Source organism: Janthinobacterium agaricidamnosum NBRC 102515 = DSM 9628, from assembly GCF_000723165.1.
Taxonomy (GTDB): domain Bacteria; phylum Pseudomonadota; class Gammaproteobacteria; order Burkholderiales; family Burkholderiaceae_D; genus Janthinobacterium; species Janthinobacterium agaricidamnosum.
This window is the reverse complement of record NZ_HG322949.1, coordinates 2,774,260-2,791,682: the sequence shown is the minus strand read 5'-3', so window position 1 is coordinate 2,791,682 and position 17,423 is coordinate 2,774,260. Positions and strand designations below refer to the sequence as shown.

15 protein-coding genes and 1 pseudogene (1 of these 16 running past the window's edge) are annotated in these 17,423 nt (G+C 60.7%); 9 read left to right on the top strand and 7 right to left on the bottom strand.

Annotated features, from left to right (window positions below; all coding sequences use genetic code 11):
- Positions 1-18 precede the first annotated feature (18 nt).
- Positions 19-276 (top strand): annotated as a pseudogene (locus tag GJA_RS11795) (Tn3 family transposase); the annotation flags it as partial.
- 74 nt (positions 277-350) lie between these two features.
- Here the strand turns inward: GJA_RS11795 and GJA_RS11790 are convergent.
- Positions 351-1,283 carry a LysR family transcriptional regulator gene (locus tag GJA_RS11790; protein ID WP_038492371.1) on the bottom strand — a complete coding sequence of 311 codons (933 nt, stop codon included), beginning with the start codon at positions 1,281-1,283 and terminating at the stop codon, positions 351-353.
- Between the two features lie 107 nt (positions 1,284-1,390).
- Between GJA_RS11790 and GJA_RS11785 the strand changes: the two genes are divergently transcribed.
- Entirely contained in the window at positions 1,391-2,137 is a 747-nt protein-coding gene (locus GJA_RS11785; protein ID WP_038492368.1) for a 3-oxoacyl-ACP reductase family protein, read from the top strand.
- Between the two features lie 50 nt (positions 2,138-2,187).
- Here the strand turns inward: GJA_RS11785 and GJA_RS11780 are convergent, their stop codons facing one another.
- From GJA_RS11780 to GJA_RS11760, 5 genes are all read right to left on the bottom strand, one after another.
- Positions 2,188-2,661 (bottom strand): cache domain-containing protein, encoded by a 474-nt coding sequence (locus tag GJA_RS11780; protein ID WP_051780709.1) that lies wholly within the window; start codon positions 2,659-2,661, stop codon positions 2,188-2,190.
- Between the two features lie 104 nt (positions 2,662-2,765).
- The gene (locus tag GJA_RS11775) at positions 2,766-5,087 is read right to left on the bottom strand and encodes a TonB-dependent receptor (RefSeq protein WP_038492365.1); all 2,322 of its coding nucleotides are present in this window, start codon (positions 5,085-5,087) and stop codon (positions 2,766-2,768) included.
- Between the two features lie 82 nt (positions 5,088-5,169).
- Positions 5,170-5,538 carry a DUF2946 domain-containing protein gene (locus GJA_RS11770; RefSeq protein WP_242404520.1) on the bottom strand — a complete coding sequence of 123 codons (369 nt, stop codon included), beginning with the start codon at positions 5,536-5,538 and terminating at the stop codon, positions 5,170-5,172.
- Between the two features lie 58 nt (positions 5,539-5,596).
- Positions 5,597-7,771, bottom strand: coding sequence for a TonB-dependent receptor (locus GJA_RS11765; RefSeq protein ID WP_081905365.1), 2,175 nt, complete (start codon positions 7,769-7,771; stop codon positions 5,597-5,599).
- Positions 7,772-7,993: 222 nt separating this feature from the next.
- On the bottom strand, positions 7,994-8,386 hold the full coding sequence (locus tag GJA_RS11760; protein ID WP_038492359.1) for a DUF2946 domain-containing protein: 393 nt from the start codon (positions 8,384-8,386) through the stop codon (positions 7,994-7,996).
- A 173-nt stretch (positions 8,387-8,559) separates the two neighbouring features.
- Between GJA_RS11760 and GJA_RS11755 the strand changes: the two genes are divergently transcribed.
- Positions 8,560-9,411, top strand: a complete 852-nt coding sequence (locus tag GJA_RS11755) for an alpha/beta fold hydrolase (protein ID WP_038492357.1) — start codon at positions 8,560-8,562, stop codon at positions 9,409-9,411.
- Here the strand turns inward: GJA_RS11755 and GJA_RS26170 are convergent.
- A complete protein-coding gene (locus GJA_RS26170) occupies positions 9,406-10,056 on the bottom strand; it encodes a TetR/AcrR family transcriptional regulator (RefSeq protein ID WP_051780707.1) in 651 nt (216 codons plus the stop codon). The two genes, GJA_RS11755 and GJA_RS26170, sit on opposite strands and share 6 nt — an antisense overlap.
- Positions 10,057-10,206: 150 nt before the next feature.
- On the opposite strand from GJA_RS26170, the gene GJA_RS26165 reads away from it, so the two are divergent.
- The 6 genes from GJA_RS26165 to GJA_RS28290 all read left to right on the top strand — a co-directional run.
- Complete coding sequence (locus GJA_RS26165; protein WP_167541104.1) at positions 10,207-10,980, top strand: GNAT family N-acetyltransferase; 774 nt, start codon at positions 10,207-10,209, stop codon at positions 10,978-10,980.
- 45 nt (positions 10,981-11,025) lie between these two features.
- The gene (locus tag GJA_RS11740; protein ID WP_197539792.1) at positions 11,026-12,072 is read left to right on the top strand and encodes a proline iminopeptidase-family hydrolase; all 1,047 of its coding nucleotides are present in this window, start codon (positions 11,026-11,028) and stop codon (positions 12,070-12,072) included.
- 146 nt (positions 12,073-12,218) lie between these two features.
- Complete coding sequence (locus tag GJA_RS11735) at positions 12,219-14,045, top strand: right-handed parallel beta-helix repeat-containing protein (protein WP_051780704.1); 1,827 nt, start codon at positions 12,219-12,221, stop codon at positions 14,043-14,045.
- A 264-nt stretch (positions 14,046-14,309) separates the two neighbouring features.
- On the top strand, positions 14,310-16,139 hold the full coding sequence (locus GJA_RS11730) for a right-handed parallel beta-helix repeat-containing protein (RefSeq protein WP_144241499.1): 1,830 nt from the start codon (positions 14,310-14,312) through the stop codon (positions 16,137-16,139).
- Between the two features lie 265 nt (positions 16,140-16,404).
- Positions 16,405-16,725: a hypothetical protein gene (locus GJA_RS11725; protein ID WP_051780700.1), complete on the top strand. Its 321-nt coding sequence runs from the start codon at positions 16,405-16,407 to the stop codon at positions 16,723-16,725.
- 290 nt (positions 16,726-17,015) lie between these two features.
- Positions 17,016-17,423 carry the 5' portion of a lectin OAA family protein gene (locus GJA_RS28290; RefSeq protein WP_038492355.1) on the top strand. It continues 24 nt past the right edge of the window, so the window shows 408 of its 432 coding nt (coding positions 1-408); the start codon lies at positions 17,016-17,018; its stop codon lies beyond the right edge, outside the window.

The following is a 17,423-nucleotide window of genomic DNA, read 5'->3' as shown; positions in this document are numbered from 1 at the left end:
GAGCGGGACAGCTTACTGGCCTTCGAGCAGCAGCGCTACCGCGTCAGCGGATTAAACCTGGTGACGGCCGCTATCGTGCTGTGGAATACCGTGTACCTTGAACGAGCGACGCAGGCCTTGCGCGAGGCCGGCAAGCTGCCCGACGACGGCATGCTGCGATACCTGTCGCCTTTGGGCTGGGAGCACATCAACCTGACCGGGGACTATGTTTGGCGGCAGAGCCGGAACGTTGACGAGGGACGATTCCGTCCGCTAGGGACTGGCGGAAATCCTTAGCGTACTATTTTTTCCGAATTCTGTGGGCACCCCTCGTACTGCCTGCGGCAAGGTGCCTTGCCCTGAACGCTTTTTTAACTGTGCAACATAGCCGACAGGCGCCGCGCCAGGTGCTGCTGCTCGAAATGGGCCACCACATAATCGACGAATACCCGGGTTTTCGACGGCAGCAGTTTTTTATCGGCAAAATACAGCGACAGGTTGCCGCCGTCGACATACCAGTCCGGCAATACCCTGACCAGCGTGCCATTCTCCAGGTAGGGCAGTGCATTCGGCATGCCGACCAGCGTCAGGCCCAGGCCCAGTTGCGCCAGTTGGCAAGCCGCGTCCGGGTCGCTCATCGTCATGCGCACCGGCAAGCCGATAGGGGCTTGTTGCCCGTCGCGGTTGCGCAGCAGCCATGGTCGCACGCGCCCGGTTTGCGGCGACTTGATCAAGATCCCGGCATGCAGCGCCAGGTCGGCCGGTCCGGCCAGCGGCGCCGCGCCGGCCAGGTAAGCGGGAGAAGCCAGCAAGACCCGGTGCGCCGGCGCCAGCACCCGCGCCACCAGGCCGGGCGGCAAGTCGAAGCCGCCGCCGATGGCCGCATCGAAGCCCTGGGCGATCAAATCGACCGGGCGGTTGTCGAAATGCCAGTCCGGCACCACGGCTGGATAGCGCGCCAGGAAATCCGGCAGCAGCGGCAAGATGTACTCGCGCCCGAAACCGATGCCCATGCTGATTTTCAAGGTACCGGCCGGCCGCCCTTGGGCGCTGGTGGTATTGGCCAGCGCCGTCTGGATCGCCGCCAGGCCTTCCCGGACTTCATCCAGGAAACGTTCGCCAGCCTCGGTCAGCGTCAGGCTGCGGGTGGTGCGCTGGAACAGGCGCACGCCGAGGCCGGCTTCCAGCCTGGCGACATTCTGGCCGACCGCCGCCGCGCTCAGGGCCAGCCGCCGGCCCGCCTCGGCAAAACTGCCCGCTTCGGCGGCGCTGACAAAACAATGCATGCTGTTTAAGGTATCCATAGCGCTATTCTAAAGCATTGCTTTCGACTGAAGATGACAATTACCGGCTAGTTATCATTGAGTGATCAACGGATACTGACGGCTCACCAACCTTCAGGAGTCGTATCATGAGTCATCGGAATTTAAGCGGCAAAGTCGTTTTTGTGCAGGGCGGTTCGCGCGGCATCGGCGCGGCCATCGTCACACGCCTGGCCCAAGAAGGCGCGAGCGTCGCCTTCAGCTACGTCAATTCGGCCGAAACCGCCAGGCAGCTGGTGCAAACCATCACCGCCCGGGGCGGCCGCGCGCTGGCGATCCAGGCCGACAGCGCCGACGCCGCCCAATTGCGTGGCGCGATCGGTCAAACGGTGGAGACGTATGGCCGGCTCGACATCCTGGTCAATAACGCCGGCGTGCTGGCGGTGGCGCCTCTGGCGGAATTTACGCTGGAAGATTTCGACCGCACGCTGGCGGTGAATGTGCGCGGCGTGTTCGTCGCGGTGCAGGAAGCGGCCCGCCACATGGGGCAGGGCGGACGTATCATCAATATCGGCAGCACCAACGCCGAGCGCATGCCATTCGCCGGCGGCGGGCCGTACGCGATGAGCAAGGCGGCGCTGGCCGGCTTGACGCGGGGCCTGGCGCGCGACCTGGGACCGCGCGGCATCACCATCAATAATCTGCAGCCGGGTCCGGTCGACACCGACATGAATCCGGCCGATGGCGAGTTCGCCGCCACGCTGACCAGCCTGATCGCGCTGGGCCGCTATGGCAAGGCGGACGAAATCGCCGGCTTTGTCGCCTACCTGGCCAGCGATGAAGCGGCTTATGTGACCGGCGCCAGCCTGACCGTCGACGGCGGTTTTGCCGCCTGATGCAGCGATAACGGCGGGAGCTTGGCTGCCGCCATGGTTATTTCCCGTTATTATTTCCCTTTATAAATCCCGGCTTCCAGGATCACGTCGCCATCCTTGAAAAAGTACGTCGATTTTTTCTCGATCACGCCGGTAGTCGGATTGTTGTAGCGATAATCGACCCAGCCCTTGCCCTTGGTCTTGGCTTCTTCAATGATTTCCTTGCGAAACAGCTTGCCGTCCGCGTCGGGCAGCACCACCATGTTCTTGCCGACCAGCTTGGGATTGGTCGGATGCGCCAGCTGGGTGCCGTCCAGCGCGCGCAACGTCAGGTAGGTATCCTTGGTGACGAACTCGGGATGCTTGCCGTTGATCGCCGTGATCAGCGCTTCCTTGCCATTCTTTTTCAGGAAGGCCGCGCCCTTGTCGACCATGGCGATGGCGACCGCCGGGTCGGACGATGGCGTGTCGGCGGCAAATGCCGCGCTGACTGAAAACAAAGCCAGCGCGACGCCGGCGAATAAGGTGTTGATCGATGTGCTCATGCTGTGCTCCAAAAACAGATACGGAGCACGCAGTGAACCACGATTTGTGATCATAATCAACACGATGATGCCAAATACGTATTAACGCTTATCGCAAGCTGCGATTACAAGTCGAACTTCAGCTCCGCCACATAGGTGCGCTGCGGGTAGGGATGGAAGTTCCAGTACTGGTAATTGTTCAGGTTGTCGATACCCAGCGCGGCGCTCCATTGCCGGGTGATGCGGTAATGGGCGCGCACGTCGGTGGTGAAGTATTTGCTGGCGCCCTGGTAGGCAAAACCATTCGGATCGGAATTGTCCAGCGTCGAAAATTGCGGCCCGCTGTACCGCGCGGCCAGCGTCAGCGTCAGCTGGTCGCCGGCCCGGTAGCTGGCCACGCCGCTGGCGCGCCATTCCGGGATGCGCGGCTGCCATTTGCCGACGCTGGCCGGGAACTGGTCGTTGCGGACGATTTTCGAATCGGTCCAGGTTGCGCTGGTGCTCAGGTCGAGGCCGCGCAGCCACACATCGGCGGCGCTGTACGCGGTTTCCAGGCCCTTGGTATTGATCTGGCCGACGTTTTGCACATTGGTCACATTCGGCGTCACCAACACATTGGTTTGCGAATACAGCGCGTCGGTGGTGCGTTCGCCGAACGCGGTCAGGCGCAGCAAGCCGTTGTCGAGCTTGCGTTCGGCGCTCCATTCGGTGGTCCACGAACGTTCCGGCTTCAGATTCGGATCGTTGTTGACCAGCGTGCCGGCCGCGTTGATGCCGCCCTGGTACAGTTCCGACACGGTCGGCATGCGCACCGCGCGCCCCAGCGACGCTTTTAATACCCAGTCGGCGCTGGCCTGGAACGCCAGCGCCGCCTTGGGCGATACAAACGTGTCGTGGCGTTCGCCTTGCCATACCGTGCTGGTGGTATTGGACGTCCGGCCGTCGCCGGCGCTCCAGCGTTCCAGGCGCGCGCCCAGCACGGTTTTCCAGCGCGGCGCGAATTTCCAGGTGTCCTGGGCATACAGGCTGTTCATCTCGGTCTTGCCGCCAAAGGCCTGGTTGCGCGCCCCCGGCGCACCGGAAATCCAGTCGCTTGCCGCGTTTTCGATGCTGGACAATGTGTACGCTTCGCGCTGGTAGCCGAACTCGGCGATATGCGCGCCATGGATGCCATCGGGACGCCACACGCCCTTGGCCGCGAAGGTATTCCAGCCGGTGCCGCCCTGGTTGACGATGCGGCCCGCGCCGCCATTCAACGCGCCCGGCAAGGCCACCGTCGCGGCGCGCAGGATATCCTTGTGGTAGTCGTACAGGCTGGCCGCGACTTCCCAGTCGAATATTCCCCTGGTATTGCTCTTGACGGTCAAGCCGTGCATCACATGTTCCAGGTCTTCGTTCGACACATTAAAGTCGGTCGGGCTCAAGGTAAAGCTGCGCCCGCCGATATTGACCGTGCCGCTGTACACCGGGCGGCCCTGGGCGTCGCGCAAATACGAGCTTGGCCTGCCTTGCGAAGTGTTTTGCCACAGCCCGAAAGTGTAGCTGGCGCGTACCGTCGGCGAAAAATCATAGGCGAGCTTGGCTTTCAGATGGTCTTGCACCGTGCCGTACTGGGTCGCCGCGCCGAGCAGATACCAATCCTTGAAGGTCCGGTCCTGACCCGGTACGGCGCCGCTGACCGGCACGCCGGCATTGCCCGGCACGCCGGCGCTGAGCAGACGGGCCGGGAAGGTCAGCGGCTGGCCCTTGCTGTCGTTGCGGCTGACATCGGCGAACCACGACCAGTTGCCGCTGCGGTTGCCGAGTGATACGCTGAGCTGCTTGCCCTGGTAGTTGTCGTCGGTGTTATACAGCTCGAACGGCTGGCGCGACAGCGACAGCTTGACATGCGCCTCGAAGCGGGTCGGCATGCGGGTCATATAATCGACCACCGCGCCGACCGAATTGCCGCCGTACGCGGCCGAAAACGGTCCGTACAGCACATCGACGCGCTCGATTTCCTCGGGACTGACCATGCCCCAGCGCGGCGCGAAGGTGGCGCCGTTGCCCAGGTAATTCGACAGCAGGATGCCGTCCGCATACACCATCGAGCGCGCGCTGTTGCCGGTGCCGGAAGCGCGGGTCGACAGTACCGCGTGGTTGTAGTCGCCGATGTAGCGCTTGCGCACCAGCAGGCTGGGCAGGTATTTCAGCGCGTCTTCGGCATCGGTGGCATTGATGCCGCGCTCGATTTCCTGGCGCGTGACGCCCTCGATGGTGGTCGGAATCTGGGTCGGCAGCGAAGTCGGGCGGCTGCCGTTGATGGTGACGGTGCCGAGCTGCTTGAGCGGCGTATCATCGGCGCCGGCCGCCGCTGATGCCTCGTGCGCCGCTTGTGCGAACGCGCCGGACGACAGCGCGGACAGCAGGGCCAGCGCGACAGGGGAGAGTGCAAGATTGAGTTTCATGGTTATTCTTTATTCTGGTGCCGCGGCATGCTGCCGCGGTGGCGGCAGCGGATGAATGTGCTGAATCGGTAAAAAGCGACAATCAGGGCGGCGCGGGCGGACCGCGCGGGCGGGCCGCCGTCCAGCTGAATAAAGGCTGGGGTGGGTCGTAGAACAGCACCGGGTAAACATCGTGGCCGCCGATGGCGCTGAAGCGGGCCAGCGAGGGCGGCAACAGTGCAAACGAGCCGGCATGGGTCGCGCAATACGGACAATGCTGCATGTCCATGGCCGTATCCGGGCCGGGATGGCCGCTGTCGGACAAGGACGCATACTGTACCCCGTCGGCGCTGCAGATTTCGGCCAGTACCGGGCCGCGGCCACCGGAGGCCGCGGCTGCCAAGGCGTGCGAAATCGACGGCGCAAGCGCGCTGAACAGGATTGCCAGGCAGGCGATCCAGGCGTGCAGCATTCTTCTGTGGACGAATCTAACCATGTTTATATTATAAGTAGATCAAGATAAAGCGGCATCAGAAGCGATGATTCAATTGCAGTTCGGCGCGCCGGTCGGCGCCCAGCAGCCATTGGGTCTGGTTGTAATACGCCGTTTCGGCATAGCGCTGGTTGAACACGTTATAACCGCGCAGCGTCAGCGACGTAGCGGCAGCCAGCTGCCAGCGCAGCGCCAGGTCGGTGGTGCTGTACGACGGCATCTTCAGCGTATTGGCGATATCGGCGTTGCGTTGACCCACATGATGCAGGCTGGCGATCGCGGTCCAGTTGCTTGCCAGACGATAGTGAGCGAACAGATTGGCAGTGCGTTTCGGCACGTCGGTCGGCGTATTGCCGTCGCGCGACAGCAACTGGCCGGCGCTGGCTTCGGCAAAATCGTCGTAGCGTGCCCGTACCAGCGCGGCATTGCCCTCCAGTTTCCAGTCGGCGTTCGGCGCCACCGAAAACGTCGCTTCCAGGCCGCGCGACGATTGCTGGCCGACCTGGATGCTTTGATTGATATTGCCTGGGTCTCGGGTCAGCAAATGGTTCTTGACGATGCGGTACGCCGACACGGTCCAGTCGCCCTGCTTGTCCCAGAACGCCTGTTTGAACCCGACTTCGATCTGCTTGCCCCGCGCCAGGTCGAACGCGGCGCGGCTGGCGTTGGTGAACAGCAAGGGGCCGAGCGGATCGGACGCCACCGAATATTGTCCATACAGCGCGCTATGGGCGCTGATATCGAACACCGTGCCAAGCCGGTAGCCGAGGTTGCTGAACGTCTTGTCGAACGATGCGGCCGGATGGATCACATCGCGCCGCGACACGTCGTCATGGTCGTAGCGCAAGCCGCCGATCAGCGACCATTGGCCGTTCAGTTTGACATGGTCTTCGATGAATAGCGCATATTGATGCGCGTTGACGCGGTATTTCGGCAAGGTGGCGTCGGCAGTGAGGAATAACCCGGGTTGGGAGTTGTCCAGGTCGACCGTGCTGCTGCCCGAGTACGGCGCGTTATTGGTATGCTGGAACGTGGTGCGGTTGACTTCGACGCCGCCCGAAAAAGTGTTGGCCAGGCCGAACAGCTGGCTGTCGCGCTTGAACGACGTGGTGCTGCCGACTTGTTCCAGGCCGTGCAGGATTTCCGTGTAGCCACTGCGGCCGACCAGGCCGCTGGCTGCCTGCCACTGATACGTTTCCGCATCGCGCCAATGGCGCCGGCTCTTGATGCGGTAGATGCTGCTCGATACTTCCAGGCCGGGCGCGGCTTGCCATTCCATCGCCAGCGACGTCAGGCTGTCCCGGTACTGGATCAGGCTGTCGGCGACGTTATAGTTTTTATTGAAGGTGGCCGGCGAAAATTGACCGTTGATCAGCGGCACGCCGAAATAGCGCATCGGCCGCTGATTGCCTTGCGCGTGCGACAAGGTGACATGCAGCGCCGGCGACACATCGTAGCGCAGCGCGCCCGACACCGTGGTGTCGCTGGACTGGCCGCGGTCGACCCAGTTATCGCTGCGGTTGGCGCTGGCGTCCAGCCGGTACGACCAGTGCGGGGCGACCGCGCCGCCGCTGCCGAACGCGAAACGGCGGGTGTTTTCGCTGCCGAGGCCCAGCTGGATCTCGTTCCGGACCGGCGTCTGGCCCGGTTTTTTGGGGATCACATTGATCACGCCGCCGATCGCGCCTTCGCCGTAAATCACCGACGCCGGGCCGCGCAGCACTTCGATGCTGTCGACCGACCAGGTATCGAAAGGAAACGTCAGCGCGCCCGCGCCATACGGTTTGACGCCGTCATACAACTGCGTCACCGACGCAAGGTCGGTAAAGCCGCGCGCCGCCACCGCCGCACCGCCATTGCCGGGGTGCGGGAACACATTCAAGCCGGCCGCCTTGCTGATCGCATCGATGACGCGGGTATCGCCGCGGTCGACCAATTGCGTACGGCTGATGCTTTCCACGCTGGCCGGCGTTTCCATGGCGCTCAGGCCGAGCCTGGAACCGGTGGCCAGTCCCCGTTGCAACGCACCGGGCAAGGCCGCCTTGACTTCCACCACGGGGCCATGGTCGTCACTGTCGGTAACGGCAGGGCTAGCCGCCCACGCTTGTTGTAGCGGCAGCGCAATGCTGCTGGCCAACAGCAGGCCGATACGAGCAGTGGCGCCGCGACGCATGGGCGCCAGCGTTTTGCTTTCGGAATAATTCGATTTCATAACACTCCTACAGTTTGAAAAGTGTCCTGGCAGCCATAGGCAAGCCTGGTCCGCCAAAGACGAGGGAACAAAACTTGTGACGGCATGCGTAGCAGTGGCGGGACCGAATATCGATGGCGCGGCTGAACGCCGCGCTGGCGCACGGAGGCGTTCAGGCGGCAAGGCTCAGATGGTTAGCGGCGCGCTCGGCGACATGCGGCATCCTGCGCCGGCATGCATGCGTCAGGAAAGGCTGGGCGGACCGCGCGGACTGGACGGCGTCCACGAAAACAGCGGCGTTGCGGAATGGTAAAAAAGAGGCGGGAACACGTCGTGGCCGCTGAGCGGCAGCAGCAATGGCGACGCGCTGGACGGCAGGGCAAAGGTACCGGCATGGGTCATGCAGTACGGGCAGTGCTCAAAATGGTGCTTGATAGAATCGCCGGATGGCTTGTCCGGCCCGGCCTGGTCCAGGCTGATATATTGCGTGCCGTTGACGGTACACAATTCGATCAAATTGGCCGGGCCGCCGATGGCCGTCATGGCCTGGGAAATCGATGGGGCGAGCGCATTCATCAGGATCGCCAGACAGGCTATCCAGATATGCAATTTCTTTACGCTAAAAAATTTCCCCATGGTGCGTCATTATAACCAGGAGACTGGGCCAGGTGCCAGGCCAATATTCACACCGCCAAGCTACAGCGCGGCATGTGTCGCCGGCAGAATTCCGCTAAGATAGGCATCAATTACACGCCAATGGAAAATAGTTTTCTATGGCAATTTTAATGATGGCAGAGACCAGGAACCCCATGACCCATTCGACTCGGCAGCACACTATACTGACCTCGCATGGCTCCCTCGCGGTAGAGCAGAGCGGCGATAGCGGCATACCGATACTCTTTATTCATGGCAATTCGACCTGCCGTGGCGTTTTTCACCATCAACTACAGGGCCAGCTGGGCGCGCATCAGCGCCTGATCACCTTCGATTTGCCGGGCCACGGCCAGTCCGGGAACGCGCCGGACCCGGTGCACAGCTACACCCGGCCGGGTTTTGCCGAAGCCACCGTCGAATTGCTCGGCAAACTGGGCGTCGATGAAGCGATCGTGGTCGGCTGGTCGCTGGGCGGCCATATCGGCATCGAAATGATGCCGCATTTTGCGGGACTGCGCGGCTTGATGATCAGCGGCACGCCGCCAGTCGCCAACGATAATATGGCGCAAGGTTTCAAAGGTTCGCCGCATATGGGGCTGGCCGGCAAGCAAGAATTGTCGCAAGAGGAGGTCGCCATTTTCGCCAAGGCGATTTTCGGCGACCTCGACGATCCATTCTTGCGCAATGCGATGGTCCGTTCGGATGGCCGTTTCCGCAGCCGCCTGTTCGAGGCGGCCCGCGCCGGCGCCGGGGTGGACCAGCGCCAGGCGGTGGAAAGCAGCCTGGTGCCGCTGGCGGTGCTTAATGGCGCCGACGACCAGATCGTCAATCTCGACTATATCGACAGCCTCCGCTACGCCAATCTGTGGCAAGGCGAGTGCAAGCGGCTCGATGGCGTCGGGCATGCGCCGTTCTGGCACAAGCCGGCCGCATTCAACCAGTTGCTGCTGCGTTTCGCGGCCGATGTGAGCAGCGGCCGCGCCGATGCTGGCGCTGGCCGCTCATGATGCGCTGAACGATAACTCGGCCTGCAACTGGCCGAGTATCAATTCAAGCCCGGATGCGAAGATCGGGCCGAGACAGGGCACCCGCAAATGCGGCGCCACTTCTGTGACCCGGGGAAACACTTCCGGCAAATTAAAATCCTCCAGGATGATCGGCGTCGCATGCGGCTGCAAAGCCCGGCTGCCAACTTCGGCGATGCCGGCGCCGGCGCTGAAGTTGGCCAGCATGCGGTAATAACGGGCGCTCTGTTCCGGCGTCGCTCCGGCGTCGGCGAATGCCTGCAGCAAATGCTCATAAAATTCCAGCGCGCGGCGGGTGCGGAAGCGCCGCTGCACCATCGCCAAAAAGGCTTGCGGGTGCTCGATCGATAGCCGGCGCATGCCGTGAAAAGTCTGGCGTATCCGCTCCAGCCCGGCCAGCGCCGGATCCATGAAACTCTCCACTAATTCGAGCAGGCAATCCGTGACGCCATCCAGCAACTCCGCCTTATTGGTAAAGTAATAGTACAGCGTCATCGCTTCAACGCCGAGACTGGCACCGAGCTTGCGCATCGACAACTGATCAATCCCCTCGGCATCGATCAGCGCCAGTGCGGCGGCCGCGATGCGTTCGCGGTCCAGCGCGGTTTCCTTTTTTTTTCTGCTCATCACAAGTTGTCTCTTCTAAGCCAACACACTCAATTATTCTTACGATGTAAGTTTTTACGGTGTAAGATATGTCCTGTTGCGTATTATAACTAGCAAAACGTCAAGAAAGAAGAATTTGATATGTCTCTTTTGCAAGATCAGCAAATAATCTTGGCCGACAGCATAGAAGCAGAGGCTATCGGCGACTGTTTCAGGGCTGCGCCACCACGCTACGGCAACCTCGCGCTACAGTCCATCGATCGCACCCTATTGCTGTCGCCCACGCTGTCGACGCCGTTCCTGAACCGCGTCGTCGGCCTCGGCAATGGTGGCGCGGTGAGCCAGGCCATGCTGGAAGAAATCATGGCGCTGTACCGGGAGCGCGGCATCGCTAACTATTGGATACAGGTCTCGCCGCTGGCCCGGCATCTGCTTCCGCTGCTGGAAAAAAATGGCTTTCAGCCCGCCGCGAACAAGGGAATCGAGCAATTTCTACTCGATCAATCCATACCGTTTGCCGGCACGCTGCAGGTCAGGGAAGTGACGGCGCAAGAGTCCGGCTTGCTCGGCATGGTGCTGTGCCGTTCTTTTTCTTTCCCCGAATCGATGCAGGAATGGTTCGCGGCGATGGCGATGCGCAAGGGCTGGCGCTTTTATTTCGCTTGCCACGATGGCGTGCCGATTGCTGTCGGCGGGCTATATCTGTCGGGAACCCGCGCGTGGCTGGGCATGGGCGGCACCTTGCCTGAGGCGCGCCGCCTCGGCGCACAAGCGGCGTTGATCGCGGCGCGCGTACTGGCCGCGCAACAAGCCGGTTGCCGCGATATCGGAGTGGGAACCTGGCATCCGAAAGAGGGCGAAAACAATTCCTCCTTGAATAATATCCTGCGCGCCGGCTTCCGCCGCGTGGCGCTGCGCCTGAATTATGGACTGGTGACGGCCTGAGTCGTATTGTTGAAAAATGGCAGTAATTTACTTAATAAATGAGGGATGATGATGGATAGGCGTAATTTTCTTGCAACGAGTGTCGTCTCGGCGGTAGCCGGTACGGTGGCCGGCACGGCGAGCAGCGGCGCGGCAGTGGCGGCGCCAGCCCGGCCAGCCGGCGGCGTGGACGGTATCACGGTGACACAGCCCGACGGCTTGAATCCGCCCGGCATCCGGACCGCCGGCGTGCGCATGGTTCCGGTGGTCGGCGGCAAATACAAAGTATGGACCAAGAAAATTGGCAGCGGCCCGGTCAAGGTGCTGCTGCTGCATGGCGGCCCGGGATTTACCCATGAATACCTGGAAGCGATGGAATCGTTCCTGCCGCAAGCAGGGATAGAAATGTATTACTACGACCAGTTGGGCTGCGGTAATTCCGACCAGCCGGACGATCCTTCGCTGTGGACCTTGCCGCGCTACCTGGAAGAGGTGGAAGAAGTCCGGCGCGGCCTGGGCCTGGAGAATTTCGTGCTATACGGCCATTCCTGGGGCGGCATCCTGGGGATCGAATATGCGCTGCACCATCAACGACACTTGCGCGGCCTGGTCATTTCCAACATGGCCGCCGGCATGCAGGCATACCTGAAACGGACTAACGCCATCAAGCAGCAACTGCCGCCGGCCTTGCTGGCTCAACTGGAAGCGCTGGAAGCGAAAGAGGCTTACGACTCGCCGGAATACGAAAAGATCATGATGGAAGAGTTATATCCCAAGGTAATCTGCCGCATCCAGCCATGGCCGGACGCCGTCGGCCAGACCTTGCGCCACGCGAATAACAAGATCTACAACCAGATGCAGGGGAAAAGTGAATTCCTGATGACCGGCAACCTGAAGGATTGGGAACGATGGGACCGGCTGCATGAGATCAAGGTCAAAACCCTGACGATCGGTGCCAAATACGATGAAATGGATCCCGAGGATATGCAAAAAATGGCAAAAATGATGCCGAACGCAAGCTCGTTCATCTGCCAGAATGGCAGCCACCTGAGCATGTGGGACGAGCAGGCGTTTTATTTCCAGCATTTATTGCGTTTTCTGAAAGCAGTGTAGGAGTACATCAGGTCGCCGAATAGATTTCTATGCGGAAATGGTTTGTGCGGAAACTATTTGTGATTTCATGCTATATTGAAATCAGCCAGACACAATCCGGCCGGAATTCCGGCGACCTCACTCCCTCTGCAAGGAAAATCGACTGCATGAACCAAAGCAAAAAAACACAGATCATGACGATGACGGCGCTGGCCGCTGCCGCCACCCTGCTGGCCGCCGCCCATGCCCACGCCGGCGTCGGTGCGACCACGCTGTTCACCAGCTATGAAGCGGAAGCCGGCACGGTGGTCGGCGGCGCCAAGGTGGTGGCGCTGACAGCGGCGCCGGCCACGCGCTTCGCCAGCCCGGAACTGGAGGCATCCGGCCATGCCTACGTGGCGATGACCGGCAAGAACCAGGAAGTATGGTGGACCAATAACACCGGCAAGCCGATCAGCTTCATCAATGTGCGCGCCAGCATCCCCGACGCGCCCGGCGGCGGTGGCATTACCGCCACGCTGAACCTGTACGTCAACGGCGTATTCCGCCAGCACCTGAACCTGAACTCGCGCCAAAGCTGGATTTACGAGGGCAAGGAATACCAGGCCAGCGACCAGAATCCGGTCTCGGGCAAGCCGCGCGCCTTCTTCGACGAAACCCACGCCTTCATCGTCGGCGAGCCGATCGGGCCGGGCAGCACCTTTTCGCTGCGCACGGATAGCGACAACACGGCGGCGTTTTACAATATCGATGTGATCGACGTTGAAAATCCGCCGCCGCCACTGGCCCAGCCCGCCAATTCCATTTCGATCACCAGTTGCGGCGCGGTCGCCGACATGGCGCCGACCAATGGCGGCGGCAACCCGAACGCCAGGGACAGCACCGCGGCGATCCAGAATTGCATCAACCAGGCGCAATCGCAAAACAAGATCCTGTGGATTCCCTCAGGCAACTTTTATCTGAAAGGCACCAATGGGCTGGTGGCCAAGGGCATCACCATCGAAGGTGCGGGCATGTGGTACAGCACGATTTACCGCGACGTGCCGCTGCCGAACGCCAACGGCCTGGGCGCGATCTTCCAGCTGACGTCGACGACGGTGCGCAATTTTCACGTGGACTCCAACGCGCGCAGCCGCGAACCCGTCGATGGCGCCGGTGGTGCGATGGATACCACCGGCACCAATTGGCTGGCGGAAAATCTCTGGACCCAGCACGTCCTGTCCGGCTTCTGGGCCTCGGGCACCGGCGGCATGGTGCGCAATAACCGGCTGACGTCGATCTGGGCCGACGGCTGCAACCTGAATAACGTCGCGCTCGACACCAGCATCGGCAACTACCTGACCGCGACCAATAACTTTATCCGCGGCACCGGCGACGATGGCATGGCGATCAATTCGGTCGCTTACAACGATACCGACCATGGCCGCGTGTACTACACGCCGATGACCAATATCACCCAGACCAACAACACGGTGATCAGCGCATGGAATGGCAAGGGCATCGGCGTGTATGGCGGCAGCAATAACCTGGTGGCGAATAACTATATCGCCGACACGGCGCGCTATTCCGGCATGGGCGTGGGCCGCTTCGGCAGCAACGGCAGCGACCTGCATGCGTCGCGCATCAGCGGCAACCTGATTGTCCGGTCCGGCGGCAATGGCTTCGACCAGGGCCAGCCGGCGCTGCATATCGGCAGCGACAGCGACGACCCGAACCTCGGTATTATCGATGACATCGAGGTCAGCGGAAATAGCGTCGTCGACGCCTTGTACGATGGTATCGGTTTCTCGATGTCGACCAATATCCGGCTGCAGCAAAATACCGTGACCGCGCCATGGCGCAACGGGATCGTCATCGGTGCGCCGTTCTATTCGACGCCGAAGGGCGACGCGACGATCAGCAATAACACGGTCAGCGGGCTTCGCAGCGGCAAAGTTGCGTACGCCAACTATGCCAAGAACTTCCAGGCTACGCTCAGCGGCAATAACTGGTAAGCCATCGGTTGCCGTGCCGGGAATCCGTTGCCGGCACGGAGCAACTATATTCAACTGTATCAATTTCCACACAGAAACAGTTCTACTGGAAACAGCTTGCTGGTTTTGTAGTTGAGCATGCTATATTTCACTGCCGAAACTAATACAGCGGACCGCAGCCAGGGTAACCATAGCCAGCGGCCCGGTACCGGGAATGGCAGCAACGACCAACGCCGCCGGCAGTCCGGCGGCCTACCCACTACATCCGCAAGGAGCATCGACTTAATGACCCGACATAAAAAAACAAGCGCCATGACGATGACCGCCATCGCCACCGCCGCCAGCATGCTGGTGGCCGCACACGTGCACGCCGCCGTCGGCGCGACCACGACTTTCGTCAGCTATGAAGCCGAAGCCGGCACGGTGGTCGGCGGCGCCAAGGTGGTGTCGCTGACAGCGGCACCGACCACGCGCTTCGCCAGTCCGGAACTGGAATCGTCCGGCCACGCCTACGTCGCCTTGACCGGCAATAACCAGGAAGTATGGTGGACCAATAACACCGGCAAGCCGATCAGCTTCATCAACGTGCGCGCCAGCATCCCCGACGCGCCCGGCGGCGGTGGCATCACCGCCACGCTGAACCTGTACGTCAACGGCGTATTCCGCCAGCACCTGAACCTGAACTCGCGCCAAAGCTGGATTTACGAAGGCAAGGAATATCAGGCCAGCGACCAGAATCCGGCGTCGGGCAAGCCGCGCGCCTTTTTCGACGAAAGCCACGCCTTCATCGTCGGCGAGCCGATCGGGCCGGGCAGCACTTTTTCGCTGCGCAAGGATAGCGACAACACGGCTGCCTTCTACAATGTCGATGTGATCGACGTTGAAAATCCGCCGGCGCCGCTGGCGCAACCCGCCAATTCCATCTCGATCACCAGTTGCGGCGCGGTCGCCGATACGACGCCGACCAATGGTGCCGGCAACCCGAACGCCAAGGACAGCACCGCGGCGATTCAGAATTGCATCAACCAGGCGCAATCGCAAAACAAGAGTGTGTGGATTCCCTCAGGCAACTTCTATCTGAAGGGCACCAACAGCCTGGTCGCCAAGGGCGTCACCATCGAAGGCGCCGGCATGTGGTACAGCACCATCTACCGCGACGTGCCGCTGCCGAACGCCAACGGCCTGGGCTCGATCTTCCAGCTGACCTCGACGACGGTGCGCAATTTCCATGTCGATTCCAATTCGCGCAGCCGTGAATCGGTCGATGGCGCCGGCGGCGCGATGGATACAACCGGCACCAATTGGCTGGCGGAAAACATCTGGACCCAGCACGTCTTGTCCGGTTTCTGGGCCTCGGGCACCGGCGGCATCGTCCGCAATACCCGGCTGACGTCGATCTGGGCCGACGGCTGCAACCTGAATAACGTGTCGCTCGACTCCACCGTCGGCAACTACCTGACCGCGACCAATAACTTTGTCCGCGGCACTGGCGACGATGGCATCGCGATCAACTCGGTCAACTACAACGACACCGACCATGGCCGCGTGTTTTACTCGCCGATGAGCAATATCACCCAGACCAACAACACCATCATCGGCGCCTGGAACGGCAAGGCGATCGGCGTGTATGGCGGCAGCGGCCACCTGGTGGCAAACAACTACGTCGCCGACACGGCCCGTTATACCGGCCTCGGCGTTGGCCGTTTCGGCGTCAATGGCAGCGACCTGCATGCGTCGCGCATCACCGGCAACACCATCGTGCGGTCCGGCGGCAATGGTTTTGACCAGGGCCAACCGGCGCTGCATATCGGTAATGGCAGCGATGGCCACGACGTCGGCATCGTTGACGACATCGAAGTCAGCAACAATACCATCATCGGCTCGCTGTATGACGGCATCGGTTTCTCGACGTCGACCAATATCCGGCTGGAACAAAATACCGTGACGGCGCCATGGCGCAACGGCGTGGTGATTGGCGCACCGTTCTATCCGGCGCCAAGCGGCAGTGCCAGCATCAGCAACAACACGGTCACCGGCGTCAGCGCTGGTAAAGTGCCATACGCCAAATATTCCGCAGGCTACCAAGCCACGCTGAGCGGAAATAACTGGCAATAAGTTAGTCATAAAAATGTAATTTAATGGTAATTAAATGTGCTCATTGGGAATATTTTCCTTGTGGGCACATTTCAAGAATTCTGTTAGGATCATGGGTTGATAGTTGCTGGTGGGCATATAAACACCCTGTATCAGACATTCAAGAATGTTCTTTTAGCAGCAATCTTCAGTCCTATCGTGCTACTTTATCTTGCAAAATCGATTACTTATTTTCGCGCAGTGCGTCTCCACAACTGCCGGCAGCTTCCCTCGAACGACTCTCATCATGAAAAACTTAGCTATCGCGCTCCTGGGCGCCTCCACCATCGGCATCACCGTCCCGGCGCTTGCCGGCCCCGACTGGCAAGTGATCGACCACGCGCGCGTGGCCAAGGCCGAACACCTTCAGCAGCAAGCGCATGAACAGCCGCAAGCAGTCTCCACGGCCTGCCGCGAAGCGTCAAAAAAACTCGTCTTGCCGCTCGATCATGGTCCCCATGCGCAAGCAACGCCCTGGCTGAATCAGCAGCGTTTGCGTCAAGCCGAAGAAGCGCGGGCCAAGGCCTGCGCCGCCACGCCGCAGCCCGACAATCGCCAGCACGCATAAGGCCGTTTCTTCGCAGGAATATTTACCGAATATTAGACAACATATCCCCCCATAAGTTTCAATATAAGTCATTGAATAATAAATAAATTTTATTATTCGTGCGCGCCAATGCCCGGATAAAAAACACGATAACATTCCTCCTGTCTTTTAAATTAACTCCCCCATTCAAAAGGCCGGGACAGCGCCGCTCTGCTGGTCTGCGCGCGAATATCAAAGATATTAATTAATGAAATTAATAATTTCTAAAATGATATTAATTAAATCGTGTGCATATTATTCTGGAGGCAATAATGTCGAAAACAAGCAAGTCCGCGAATAATCTCCATCATGTTAAAAATCAATGGGGCGGCCCTTCCGCGCCATGGAACGAAGGCGGGGTATGGGTGCTCGGCGGCCGCTCCGGCCAAAACGTGGCGGCGCTGAACATCAACTCGGCCGATGGCGGCAACACCTTCACCGGGGCCATGAAGTATGTCGGCGAAGGCCAGATCGGTTTCCGGGCAACATTAACGCAAAGTAATACCTACCTGGTCGAAAACCAGTGGGGCGGCGACTCCGCGCCGTGGAATCCAGGCGGCACCTGGGTCATCGGCGGCCGTAGCAACCAGAATGTGGTGGCGCTCAATGTCGAGTCCAGCGACGGCGGCAATACCCTGGCTGGCAGCATGAGCTATAACGGGGAAGGGCCGATCGGCTTC